9 protein-coding genes and 1 riboswitch are annotated in these 12,834 nt (G+C 64.6%); of the genes, 3 read left to right on the top strand and 6 right to left on the bottom strand.

Annotated features, from left to right (window positions below; all coding sequences use genetic code 11):
• Positions 1–95: 95 nt before the first annotated feature.
• The 5 genes from LNV08_RS17575 to LNV08_RS17555 form a co-directional block, all read right to left on the bottom strand.
• Positions 96–3,308, bottom strand: coding sequence for an ATP-binding protein (locus LNV08_RS17575; protein ID WP_263535034.1), 3,213 nt, complete (start codon positions 3,306–3,308; stop codon positions 96–98).
• 26 nt (positions 3,309–3,334) lie between these two features.
• Positions 3,335–4,489 carry a response regulator gene (locus LNV08_RS17570; RefSeq protein ID WP_263535033.1) on the bottom strand — a complete coding sequence of 385 codons (1,155 nt, stop codon included), beginning with the start codon at positions 4,487–4,489 and terminating at the stop codon, positions 3,335–3,337.
• 173 nt (positions 4,490–4,662) lie between these two features.
• Positions 4,663–5,244 (bottom strand): TMEM165/GDT1 family protein, encoded by a 582-nt coding sequence (locus LNV08_RS17565; protein ID WP_263535032.1) that lies wholly within the window; start codon positions 5,242–5,244, stop codon positions 4,663–4,665.
• A 15-nt stretch (positions 5,245–5,259) separates the two neighbouring features.
• Positions 5,260–5,428: riboswitch (yybP-ykoY riboswitch) on the bottom strand.
• Positions 5,427–6,992: a M16 family metallopeptidase gene (locus LNV08_RS17560; RefSeq protein WP_263535031.1), complete on the bottom strand. Its 1,566-nt coding sequence runs from the start codon at positions 6,990–6,992 to the stop codon at positions 5,427–5,429. It overlaps the preceding riboswitch by 2 nt.
• Entirely contained in the window at positions 6,989–8,392 is a 1,404-nt protein-coding gene (locus LNV08_RS17555; protein ID WP_263535030.1) for a M16 family metallopeptidase, read from the bottom strand. Before LNV08_RS17555 ends, LNV08_RS17560 begins: the two co-directional genes overlap by 4 nt.
• A gap of 101 nt (positions 8,393–8,493) precedes the next feature.
• On the opposite strand from LNV08_RS17555, the gene LNV08_RS17550 reads away from it, so the two are divergent.
• Genes LNV08_RS17550 through LNV08_RS17540 form a run of 3 tightly spaced genes read left to right on the top strand, consistent with a single transcriptional unit; the run spans position 8,494 to position 11,183 of the window.
• The gene (locus LNV08_RS17550; RefSeq protein ID WP_263535029.1) at positions 8,494–8,883 is read left to right on the top strand and encodes a VOC family protein; all 390 of its coding nucleotides are present in this window, start codon (positions 8,494–8,496) and stop codon (positions 8,881–8,883) included.
• A gap of 13 nt (positions 8,884–8,896) precedes the next feature.
• Positions 8,897–9,157: a TfoX/Sxy family protein gene (locus tag LNV08_RS17545; protein WP_263535028.1), complete on the top strand. Its 261-nt coding sequence runs from the start codon at positions 8,897–8,899 to the stop codon at positions 9,155–9,157.
• Between the two features lie 28 nt (positions 9,158–9,185).
• Entirely contained in the window at positions 9,186–11,183 is a 1,998-nt protein-coding gene (locus tag LNV08_RS17540; protein ID WP_263535027.1) for a cation:proton antiporter, read from the top strand.
• Here LNV08_RS17540 and LNV08_RS17535 read toward each other — a convergent pair.
• Entirely contained in the window at positions 11,173–12,831 is a 1,659-nt protein-coding gene (locus LNV08_RS17535) for a SulP family inorganic anion transporter (RefSeq protein WP_263535026.1), read from the bottom strand. The two genes, LNV08_RS17540 and LNV08_RS17535, sit on opposite strands and share 11 nt — an antisense overlap.
• Positions 12,832–12,834 lie beyond the last annotated feature (3 nt).

Below are 12,834 nucleotides of genomic sequence, written 5' to 3'. Positions count from 1 at the left end.
GAACTTGGATGAAGTCGGTGACTTTGGGCACTGCTCCCTAGGCCAGATTTCTGGCGGGCAGGCCGCCTCGAGCGCAGGCCGAGCTCTGGACGGAGTCAGTCTGACGCTTGGGTATAACGCCGATGCCAAGCGGCAATCACCACGACGATGGCCACGAGTTCGGCGTTCATGTCCCTCAGCGCGGCCGGTATTTGGTCGGTGTCGCCTTGAGCGCCGCTCGCGGTTTCGAGGGCAGTCGCCCGTTCGGCCAAGCTGATCAGGCCCAAATTGCCGGCCAGACCTTTGAGCCGGTGCGCCGCACTGCACAGCGCCGGCAGGCCGGTGGCCTGGGCTTCTTCGAACAGGGTTTGGTGCTGCGCGTATTGCTTGGCAAAGGTGCCCAGCAGTTTGGCCAAGAGCTCCTGTCGACCGGCACAACGGGTCAGCGCGGCGGCAAAGTCGGTGCCTGCCAGCTGGGGCCATGGGGTGGCACGACTGTTTGCCGGCGGGGGGGCAGCGATGGGTGCCGAAATTGGTGGCGTAATTGGTGCCGTAATTGGCGAGTGCACTTGCGCATCGTCAGCGGCGCGCCTGGGCAGGCCTTCTGATTGCGCCAACAGCACCCGCAGCAACTCGGCCTGGTCGATCGGTTTGGTCACATGGGCGACCATGCCGGCGGCCAGGCAGCGCCGCCGCTCCTCGGGCAGGGCGTGTGCCGTCAGCGCCAGCACCTTGAGTTTGGGTGCTAGCTGGTGAATCAGTCGGGTTGCTTCATAGCCGTCCATGTCTGGCATCTGCACGTCCATCAGCACCAGATCAAAGCCGCCGGGCCCAACTTCACGCAGATGCAGCAGCGCCTGCGCGCCACCGTCGGCGCTCACCACGTCGGCGCCCAAGGCGCTCAACATGTCTTGCAAAATCTCACGATTGATGTCCACATCATCGGTGATCAAGAGACGCAAGCCGCGCAGCGGCATTGCTTTGCCGGCGTCAATCTCGGCGCGTGAGTCGGCGCTGGCGCTGAAACTGATGCTGGCGCCAGGGTCCGCAGGCCCGGGCCCTGACTCTGGTGTCGTCGTGGGCTCGGGCGCGGCTGCGGCCGGCTCGGGCTTGGCATGTATGCAAGGCAGGTCCAGGGTGAAGCAAGATCCAACGCCTAACTCACTGCTCACCGTGATGCTGCCGCCCATGGCCGTTGCCAGCTGGCTGCTGATGCTCAGCCCCAGGCCGGTGCCGCCGAATTTGCGCGTGGTGGAGGAATCGGCTTGCTCGAACGCGGTGAAGACGCGGGATTGCTGCTCGGGCGAGAGCCCGACGCCGGTGTCTGTGACGGCAAACAGCAAGCGCCCCTCGCCTTGCTCGACGCTCAGCACCACGCGGCCTTTGTCGGTGAACTTGATCGCGTTAGACAGCAAGTTGACAAGAATCTGGGTCGCCCGCAAGGTGTCCAGCATCACCCAGTCCTGGGTCGCCTTGTACTCGACGCGCAGGCGCAGGTTCTTGGCGTCGGCGCGCTCGGACACCAACTCCAGCACTTCTTTGACCAAATGGCTGAGATTGCAGGGCAGGTTCTCGATATCGAGCTTGCCGCTTTCGACCTTGGAGTAGTCCAGGATGTCGTTGATGACGCCGAGCAAATGCCGGCCCGAACGCACGATGCGCTCAAAGCCGCTGCGCGCCGCCACCGGGTCGGCGCTGCGCCCGATGCCCAGCTGGGCCAGACCCAGGACCGCGTTCAAGGGGGTGCGGATTTCGTGGCTCATATTGGCCAAGAAGTCACTCTTGGCCAGCGCCAGGCGCTCCGCCTCGTCTTTGGCCAGACTGAGCTCGCGTTGCAGGCGTTTCAAGGAGCTGATCTCGGTGCCAAGATTGAGCACCGCGATCGGTCGCTCCTGCGCGTCCAGCAGCGGCACGGTGGTGATCAAGTAGTCATTGCCGCCGACCTTGGCCTCGCCCATCTGCCGCTCGACGGTCAAACTGCCTGCTCCGGCCATCAGGCGGGCGTCGGTGTCGGCGATCTCGGCGGCAATCGCGGCGGGGAAGATGTCGCGCGCTGTATTGCCCAAGACCGCTTGCCTTTGCATGCCAGTGGCGCGCTCGAAGCTGCGATTGACGAGCGTGTAGCGGCCCTGCAGGTCGCGAATGCTGAGCGTGATGGGCAGCGCTTCGAGAATGCTTTGGATCAACAGCTTCTCGGTCACCAGTTCGGTCGTGCGCTCGCGCACCTCGTCTTCCAAGCGGGTGCGGCTGATGCGCAGCTCAGCCTCGGCGCGCACCCGGGCGGTGATGTCATGGCCGAAGACCACCACACAGGACTCTTCGCCCAGCAGCAGGCGCTCCATCTTGATGTCCCACCAGACCGGCGCGCCATCGAGCCGCTTGGACTGCCATTCGAAGTATTGAGCCCCCTCATCCACCGCGCGGCGCACGCGCTGCATCAGCCGGTCTTTGGAATAGGGCTCGCCGGGGCAAATCAGACTGAAATCCAGTTCCAGCACTCTTGCGCAACCATAGGCCCGCAGCGTCTGCGCGTTAGCGAAGCGCAGCGCGCCGCTGTCGCCTTCGAGAATCTGTATGCAGGTGAGCGAGCTGTCGAGCAGGATGCGCAGGCGTTCCTCGCTGTCACGCAGGTCTTGCGCGGCCAGCTGTTGCGCACGCACGGTCTCGGCCAGCAAGCGGCGTGAGCCTTCCAGGGAAGAGGTGACGTCCCAAAACAGGGCGCTGTAACGCGCCACCAACCAGCCCAGAATGATGCTGGTGGCGATGTAGACCACCGCGTGGCTGGCGGAGGAGGGCATCATGCCGGAAGGCTCGGCCGCAGCGCCCGTGATCCAGCCTTGTGCCTCGAGTTGCCACAGGGCCAGGTAGCCGAGTACGGCCAAGGCCGTGGCCAATTTTGCGGAACCGGTGCCGACCAACAGGCCCATGACAACCAGCAAGGCCATCACGCCGACCAAGCCTGGCGCTTGTAGTCCCAAACCCGACAGCGTGGCCGATCCGAACAAGACCAGCATCGTTGACCAGCTGAAAAACGCTGCCGCCGTGCGGATGCCAAACAGGCGCGCCAGGCCGAAGGCAACAAGCGACAGCGCCCAAATACTGCCGGCGGTACGCATATTGACCCAGCGCTCCGACCAGCTTTGGTCCGTCTGCAGGGCGTTGGCCAGCAGATGCAGCGTGGCGGCCGCCATCATCATCCCCAAAAGCGCATAGGCGCTGCGCGAGATCTGCTCGACTAACTTGCTATTCAGATCACCCAGACTCCGAAAGCGTTGATCGACGGGCAGGCCGTCGGGCAATTCAACGGTTTCGTCAATTGGCCCGGCCATTGCCTGTGCCTCCTAGGCTTGCGGCCTCAACCGTGTTGATTCAGCTTGTGAATCACCCGGCCGAGAAACTGTTCGACTTCTTGGCTCTGGTCCAAGGAGCCCATCACCTTGGCGGCTTGCTTCTTGATGATGTTGCTCAGGAAGTTTTCTTGATCGTCGGTCAGGCCCAGCTTGACGAAGCTGAGCTCCACCTCTTCGGTCAGTTCCTCGAACGCGCGCTGAATCTCCATGCGCTGGGCTTGGCTGCGCGCGGAAATGTCGGTCAAGGCGCCGCGCGTCATGCTGACCAGATGGCGCACATCGGCCAAGTCACGGCTGGCTAATTCGGTGTCGAGTGCCGCCACGCGCACGATCGCGCCTTCGACCAGCATCGCCACATTGTCGATTGCGCGCCCCATGCGCTCCGACTCGCTGCGCTCCATCGTGCTGTCGCCACGGTCCATGCGCAGATTGCGCACAAACAGCACCACCGAGCCATAGGCGAAGCCGGTATGCGGGCCCAAGGGGCGAATCCGTTGGCCTTCCTTTTGACTGATCAAATGGTCGAGGATGGAGTTCTCCAAGGCGCTGCAGGGCCCGCGGCCGTTGCTGGCAAACAGCTCGGCCCGGCCTTGTATGCGCACGCAGCCTTCGAGGCCGTAGCGTTGCAGGGCCTCGAATATCGCCTGCGCCACGTCGGGATAAGAGGCGCAGGTGCCGAGCTGGCGCTGGAACTCCAGCACCACACCGGCCTCGCCCATCATGTCGGCGGTGGACAAGACCGCGTTCATGGTCTCCTCCAGTTGCCCGCTCAATTCACGCTGCTTGGCGCGGTTGCCCAGCACCAAGCCAATCTTGGCGATCAACTCACCCGCATCGAAGGGCTTGGGCAGATAGTCGGCGCCGCCAGCGGCATAACCCTGCAGGCGCTCATCAATGCTGGTGCGGGCCGAATGAAAAATCACCGGGATCTCGGCGCTGTCCGGATTGGCCTTGAGCTGGCGGCAGGTTTCGTAGCCATCCAGCCCCGGCATGTCGACGTCGAGCACGATCAAATCAAAGGTTTCGGCCGCACAACGGGCCAGCGCCTCGGCGCCACTGGTGACGCTGCTGATCTGGTAATCGTCCTCCAGCGTGGCTTCGAGCATTTGCAGGGTCAGTTCGTCATCGTCGACGAGCAGCACGCGTGAAGTCTCTGACATCTTTTAGTTCCCCTTGCCGACTGAACAATTCACTGAGCGAGTAGCCCGCGCTGGCGATGCAAGCTCTCAGGACATCGACCGCGGCGCGCAAAACTTGAGGGCTGCGCGCCGACGGGTTCAGAGTGATTGAAACAGCAAATGACGCTGCCGCATAGCGATGATTGACAACAAACTCAGAAGCCCAGCCCTTGGCCCAAGCCGGCCAAGGTGGCTACGCCGATGGCGGCAAAGATCAGCGCGGCGACGCCGTGCACCAAACGTACCGGGATGCGCCCGGCCATTTTGTCGCCCAGGAATACTGCCGGCACATTCGCGATCATCATGCCCAAGGTCGTGCCCGCGACCACGGCGATGAAGGCATTGAACTGAGCGGCCAAGGCCACAGTGGCGATCTGCGTTTTGTCGCCCATCTCGGCCATGAAAAAGGCCACCACGGTCGTGCCGAAGACACCCAGCTTGAGCTTGCCTCCGCCTTCGACCTCTTCGTCAATCTTGTCGGGAATCAGCGTCCAGACCGCCATCGCCAGAAAGCCCAGGCCCAAGACCCAGCGCATTGTCATGGGGCTGACCTGAGACGTGATCCAGGCGCCTAAAGCGCCGGCAAAGGCGTGGTTGGCAATGGTGGCGACCAAAATGCCCAGGCAGATCGGCAGCGGTTTGCGGAAGCGGGCGGCCAACAAAAAGGCCAGCAACTGGGTCTTGTCACCGATTTCGGCCAGGGCGACAACGCCGGTGGAGATGAGAAATGCTTCCAAAGTGTTTCCTTAGCGGCCGGCTTTGATGAACCATTGACCACCCAAACGCCGGCCGCAAAGCAGGTGCAGGTGGTCAAAGGTCTTGCCAGGTAAGGTTTTTACTGCCGGCGCCATGATCATAAGGATCAAGTATGTTGACGCGGGCCGGCACAAAGTGCTGCGGCTACTCCCCAATGACGACGTCATTTTAGCCGAGTCGGCGGGCGGCGCAGCTTCTGCGCGGCCAGATCCAGCTCGGCGGCCGGAATCAACCAGGCCTGCGGGTACTGCTGGCGCAGGCCGGCACCGGCCTGTTTGAGGTCCGCCACGATCACCAGGCGCAGGGCCGACGCGGGCCAATAGTGCTGCGCGAAGGCCTGCACCTGCGCTGCGCTGACGCGTTTGAGTTGGTCGGCGTAGTCGGCCAGCTCGGCCAGCGTCTCACCGCGCTCGAGCTGTTCGGCGGCCAAGCTGGCGAGCGACTGGGTGGTTTCCAGCTGGCGAGCAAAGTCGCCGAGCAGCCCGTTTTGGCGCGCCAGCAACTCTTCCGCGGGCACCGCCTCATGGGCCAGCCCCAACAACTCACTGTGCAGCAGTTGCGCGGCCTCGGCCGCGTTGATGTGCTTGGTCTGGGTGCTCAGCAGCAGCATGCCGCCGGCCGGCAGCGATTCGGCGCTGCTATAGGCCCCGTAGCTCAGACCACGTTTGATTCGCACCTGTTGATTGGCGCGTGAGGAATAGCCGCTGCCCAGCACCGCGCTGGCCAGCGCGGCGGTGCGCGCGCGGGCGGGCTCGCCGTCGCGGTTGCGCTGAGCCGGGAAGGGCGCAAACAGCAAGACCGCGCTCTGGCCGCTGCCCGGCAGGTCGACCAGCAAGATCGGCGGGCCGAGCGGAGCCGGAGCGCCATCGGGCGCGGGTCTGCTTGGGTGGCTGCCTTGCGGCGGCAGAGGGGCCGCCGCATGTGGATGTTGCAGGCCCCAACTGCCAAAGTAGCGCTCGGCCAGCGCCAAGCCTTGGGCCAGATCGACATCGCCCGCCAACACCAGCGTCGTGCGCTCCGGGCGCAACTTTTCACGGCAAAAAGTCAGCACATCCTCGCGCTTGATGCGCGCCAGCGACTGCATGCTGCTGAGGCGCCCGGGCGGGCTGTCGCCCCAGTAAAGGCGCCAAGCCAGCTGCGTCGCCAGGGCCATCGGGTCGGATGCCTCTTGCTTGATGGCCTGCTGCAACTGCAGGCGGCTGCTGTTGACTTCCTGCGCCGGCAGGGTCGGTGCACGCAGTACATCGGCCAGCAAGCTCAGGCTTTCGCTCAGGTGCATGCTCATCACCGTCATGCTCAGGCGGCTGGCCTGCGCGCCGGTGCTGATCTCCAGACCGCTGCCCAGGGCATCGGCCGCATTGGCCAGCGCCGTGGCGTCGGCCTTGACGCCGCCGCGCCGGGCGCCTTTGCCGAGCACGCCAAAGCTCAGCTCCGCCAGACCGCTTTTGCCCGGCGGGTCGGCCAGGCTGCCGGCCTGCACGCTCAACATCGCCGTCACCAAGGGCAGGCCGCGGCGCTCGATCACCACCAAGCGCATGCCGTTGGGCAGCGCGGCCTGTGCAAACACCGGCAGTTGCAGGGGCAGCGCTGGCGTCGGCTCGGGGGGGAGGTCGAACCCGGCCTCCTGTGCGAGCAGCGGCCGGCATAGCGCCAAAAACAGCAAGGGCCAAAACAACCGCATCAACAAGCGCATCAACAAGCGCATCGGTGGCCAAGCGCGCCGACTCATGCCCGCCCCCGCCTTGGCTTGAGCGCCGGTTTGCTGCTTGCTGGCGGCCCATACAGCAGTGTGACGCGTGCCGCTTGTTGCACGTCGCGCCGCACCACCCGCTGCACATCGGCGGCGCTGACGGCCTGCAAGGCGGCCAAGTCGCGTTCGGCAGCAGCAGCATCCGCGCGCAGCATCGCCGCCATGCCCGCCAGCTCGGCCAGCCCCTGCGCGGTCTGGCGCTTGATCAGGGCGGCGGTCATCAACTGCGTCTTGACCTTGTTCAACTCGCGCTCTGCAACCGGCTCCTCGGCCAGGCGCTGCACCTCACGCGCCAGCGGCGCCACCAGTGCGGCGGCGCTTGTGCCTCCTGCCGCCACCGCATGGGCGACCAACAAGCCGGCTTCGGCATTGAGCTGGGCCTCGAAGCCTGCGCTCTGCGCCACTTGCCTGTTGTAGACCAGCCCCTTGCTCAAACGCGCCGACTCTCCCTGCGACAGCAGCGCTTGAGCGACCTGCCAGACGATGGCGTCCGGGCTGTCGGCGCGCGGCCCTTGCCAAATCAATAGGGCGGCCGGCTGCGGTGCTTGGCTGGCCGGCAGCCGGTAGGTTTGATCAAGCACCCGGCGCGCTTCAACAACGTTGTTGCGCGGGATTGGCCGGCTGGGCCTGGGGATGCTGCCGAAGTAATGGTTTACAGCCTCGTCAAGCTGGCGCGCATCGAAGGCCCCGGCAACAAGCAAGACGGCATTGTCCGGGCGGTAGTAGTTGGCGTGGAATTCGCTCACATCGGCCAGAGTGGCGGCGTCCAACTCCTCGATATTGCCGCTGACAGGGCGCCGGTAGGGGTGTGTCTGGTAGCCAAAGCTGGGCACCGCATTGAAGAGTTGGCCGTAGGGCTCACTCAGCACGTTTTGCCGGTACTCCTCTTTGACGACGGCACGCTCGCTGTCAAAGTTGGCCTGATCCACGGTAAGGTTGGACATGCGCTCGGCCTCGGCCCACAAAACGGGTTCGAGGTGATTGGCCGGCACGACGCAGTGGTAGGCGGTCGAGTCCTCGGTGGTGAAGGCATTGTTGCTGCCGCCGACATCCTCCGTCATGCGGTCGAATTGCTCGTTAGCCATATGGCGGGTGCTTTTGAACATCATGTGCTCAAACAGATGCGCAAAGCCGCTGCGGCCGACCGGATCATCCTTGGAGCCGACCCGGTACCAGACCTGCACGCTGACCGTGGCGCCGGTACCGGTACCCGCATTCGGCAGGGCGATGAACTCCAGGCCATTGGCCAGTACGCGCCGCCGCAGGGTCAGTGGGGCAAGCTGCACCGGGCTCGCCGGGGCGCCCAGGCTATGGAACGCGGCCATGCCGGCCCCGGCCAGCAGCAGGCGCCGGCGTGGCCAAGAAATCGGGCCCTTCATTGCAAGACTACTTTCATGCTGGCAAGCATATCTGCGCTGCTGACATGCCGCTGTCAGCAGGCGGCTGGCAAACTCGTGGCCTTGCCGAACCGGAGTGCTTGATGAAATTCGCATACACGATTGTTTATGTCGCTGATGTAGCGGCGTCCTTGGCTTTTTTCGAGGCTGCGTTTGCTCTGCCTACGCGCTTCTTGCATGAGTCGGGCAGCTATGGCGAGCTTGAGACCGGCGCCACGGCCTTGGCCTTTGTGGACCACGCGACGGCGCGCGACAGCATGGGCGGCGACTACATCGCCGCTGGTGCGAGCAAGCTGCCCTTGGGGATGGAGATTGGCTTGGTCACCGACGACGTCGCGGCCGCTTTCGAGCGTGCCGTCAAGGCCGGCGCGCAAGCTTTGACGCCCCCGCTGACTAAACCCTGGGGGCAGACGGTCGCCTATGTGCGCTGCCCGGACGGCACGCTGGTGGAGCTTTGCACGGCGATGGCCTGAACCAGTGAAGCCTATGCCGTCGCCGATGCGCGGTCTTGGCCCCAAGAGCCGGGCGCAACTGGCTGCCCAGGGTGTGCACAGCCTGAGTGAGTTGCGCGCGCAGGATGCCGTCGAGCTCTACGCCCGGCTCAAGCGCCAATGGCCGGGCGCCAGCATGAATCTGCTCTACGCGCTGATCGGCGCGCAAGACGATCTTGATTGGCGTGAGGTGGCGCGTGAGCGCCGTACCGAGTTGTTGTTACGACTCGACGATCTGGGCTTGGCACCCAAGTAAACCTGCCCCGCCGCTTAACATCGGGGTCATGCTCACCTCGCTCGATCTTGCCCTGCTCTACCTCGTCGCCTCGGTGCTGGGCGTGGTGGTCTGTCGCCAGCTGAAATTGCCGCCGATGCTGGGCTATTTGGTCGTCGGCGTGCTGGTCGGGCCGAACGCGCTGGCGCTGGCCGGCGACACCGCCAGCATCCGCTATCTGGCCGAATTCGGCGTGGTGTTCTTGATGTTCGTGATCGGGCTGGAGTTCAATCTGCCCAAGCTCTACAGCATGAGGAGGCTGGTGTTCGGTCTGGGCCTGTGGCAAGTCGTCATCAGCATCGTGGGCACAGTCGGCCTGCAGGGTTTGTTGACCTGGGCCTTTAGCGCGCTGGGCGGCAGCTTGGGCCTGGACTGGAAGGGCGCGCTGGTGCTGGGCGCAGCGATGGCGATGAGCAGCACGGCCATCGTGGCTAGGCTGATGGCCGAGCGACTGGAACTGGAGAGCGAGCATGGCCGGCGCGTGATCGGGGTGCTGATCTTCCAGGATCTGGCCGTCGTGCCCTTGCTGGTGATGATCCCGGCGCTGAACAGCGGCGGCGCCGAAATGGCCGAATCTCTGATCTGGGCTACTTTCAAGGCGGTGCTGCTGCTGACGATTTTGTTGGTCGGCGGGCAAAAAGTGATGCGCTGGTGGCTGACCCGGGTCGCCAGTCACAAGAGTGATGAGCTGTTCATGCTCAATCTGCTGCTGGTCACGCTGGGCCTGGCCTGGTTGACCGAGCATATGGGCTTGTCGCTGGCGCTGGGTGCTTTTGTGGCCGGCATGCTGATCGCCGAGACCGAATACAAGCACCAGGTGGAAACCGATATCCGGCCCTTCCACGATGTCTTGCTGGGTCTGTTTTTCATCACCATCGGTATGAAGCTGGACTGGCACATCTTGGTCGATCAATGGTGGTTGGTGCTGCTGCTGAGTGTCTTGCCGGTGCTGGTCAAGTTCGGCCTGATCGCGGGCCTGGCCTGGCTTTTCAAGGCGCCCACCGGTGTGGCGCTGCGCACCGGTATTTATTTGGCGCAGGCGGGTGAGTTTGGCTTTGTGATCTTGACGCTGGGCGCCCAGCATCAGCTGGTGGCGCCGCAATACATCAGCCCGGTCTTGGCCGGCATGGTGCTGTCGATGTTGGCCTCGCCATTCCTGATCATGTACAGCAACCGCATCGTGATGAAGCTGTCCAGCAGCGACTGGATGATGCAGTCGCTGCAACTGACCACGATTGCCAAGAAGGCCTTCAAGGCCGAGAGCCATGTGATCATTTGCGGCTATGGGCGCAGCGGCCAGAATCTGGCGCGGCTGCTGGAGGGCGAGAACATCCCCTATATGGCGTTGGACCTCGACCCCGACCGAGTCCGCCAGGCGGCTGCGGCCGGCCAGAGCGTTGTATTCGGCGACGCGGCGCGCCTGCAAAGCCTGATGGCGGCGGGTCTGGCGCGTTCCAGTGCGGTGGTGATCAGCTACCCCGACACGCCCTCGGCGCTGAAGATCTTGCACCTGGTACAGCAACATGCGCCGCAGGTGCCGGTGATCGTGCGCACGATAGACGACCGTGACCTGGAGCGCCTGCGCGCGGCCGGTGCTACCGAGGTGGTGCCCGAGGCGATTGAAGGTTCGCTGATGCTGGCCAGCCACGCGCTGGCGCTGGTCGGCGTGCCGATGCGGCGGGTGATCCGCCTCACTCGTGACGCGCGGGATGCCCGTTACGGCTTGCTGCGCGGCTACTTTCACGGCGCCGATGACGACACCGCCGAGGAGCGCCATCACGCGCGTCTGCGCACCGTCACGCTGCCCGCCAGCAGCGCCTATGTGCATCAAGCGCTGGGCTTGCTGGCCCTGCATGCAGGCGATGTGTCGGTGGTGTCGGTGCGGCGCGCCAATGGCGCGGTGGTGGCTGCGGATGATCAGCTCTTGCTGAATGCCGGTGACACCCTGGTGTTGTCGGGTGTGCCCGAGGCTTTGGCTTTGGCCGAGGAAAAACTGCTCAGGGGCTGACCCAGTCCTCGCTACTCATCATGCCTTGATGATGACTCAGGAATAACTGCCCGTCGAACCAGCGCGTCCAGTCGCTGGCCTTGAGCAGGTCCAATACCGGGCCCTTGACCTCGGAGAGATCCAGCCGCAGCCCCTGGCGCTTGAGGCTGGCATGCAACTCGCGCAGAGCTTCCAGGCCGCTGAAGTCTATGCTGTTGACCGGCGACATCATGATCACCACCCGCCGCACATCGGGGAACTTGCTCAAATGCCCTTGCACCACATCGGCCAGGCTGCGTGCGTTGGTAAACAAAAGGCTCTCGTCGATGCGCAAGCCCATCACATCAGACTGGCATTCGACCGCATAGCGCTCGACATTGCGGTAATGCTCGGTGCCCGGTACGCGCCCGAGCAAGGCCACATGAGGCCGCGCGCTGCGCTTGAGCAAGAGGGCGATAGCGCCCAACACGCCCAGGCCTAAGCCGGCCGCCACGCTCCAGCACAGCACGATCAGCGTTACCGCGCACATCAGCACGGCCTCGCTGCGCGCATAGGCCCAAGCTTCTACATAGGGTTGCCACTTCAGCCCCGAGAGCACGGCCACCATGATGGTGGCGGCCAGCACCGATTTGGGCAACCAGGCCAGCGGCTCGGCCAGCAGCAGCAGCGCCAAGCCCATCAGCGCGGCGATGTAGACGCCGGTCATGCGGGTGCGCCCGCCCGCCTCATGCGTGAGCACGCTGCGCGAAAAGCTGCCGGCCACCGGCATGCCGCCGCTGAAGGCCGCCACCAGGTTGGCGCCGGCCAGGCCGCGCAACTCGGCCGCCGGGTTGACGCGAGCGTCGCCCAAGGTGACGCGCCGCCGCCCCAGCGACTCGGCCACCACCAAGCTTGAGACATAGGCCATCAAGGCCAAGAGCAGCGCATGGGGCAGCATCAAGGCCCACAGCTGTGCGTCCAGCGGCGGGGCGCCCAGCGGCAGCGCCAAGGGCGGCAGCTGGCCCAGCAAGGCCACGCCATGGGTCTGCGCCTGGCTCCAATAGGCCAAAGCCATCGCAGTCAGCAGCAGCAAAAGCGGGGCCAAACGGGCCAGCACCGGGCTCAAGATGCGCCGCCCGGTCAGCAGCAGGGCGACGCTCAGGCCGCCCAGCAAGGCGGTCGCGCCATGCCAGGGTCGCGCGCCTTGCAGGAGGCTGATGAGCACGGCCGGCAAGTCAAAGCCCTTGGCCGTGCTGCCCAGCAAGACCGGCAATTGGCTCAGCGCAATCGCCAAGGTTGCGCCGGTCTCGAAGCCATGCAACACCGGCACCGACAGCAGCGAGGCCAGTGCGTCCAGGCGCAAAAAAGCCGCCAGCGCCAAAATCAAGCCGACTTCGGCCGCCAAGACCAGTGCCCCATCGCTGGGGCTGACGCCGGCGGGCAAGCCGCCCAGCGCCTGCGCAATCATCAGCGCCAGCACCGCCACCGGGCCCACGCCCAGCACCGGGCTTGAGCCTAAGGCGGCATAAGCCAGCAGTGGCAACAAGCTGGCATAAAGGCCGATCTGTGGCGGCAGCCCAGCCAACATCGCATAGGCCAGGCATTGCGGGATCAGCAAGACCGCGACCACCAAAGCGGCCAAGATGTCGGCCTGCGCAAGTTCGCGACCGTAATGAAAAGAAAACTTCATCGC

Source organism: Paucibacter sp. TC2R-5 (genome assembly GCF_025717605.1).
Taxonomy (GTDB): domain Bacteria; phylum Pseudomonadota; class Gammaproteobacteria; order Burkholderiales; family Burkholderiaceae_C; genus Paucibacter_A; species Paucibacter_A albus.
The sequence above is the reverse complement of the archived record's forward strand: the minus strand, read 5'-3'. Positions and strand labels throughout refer to the sequence as shown.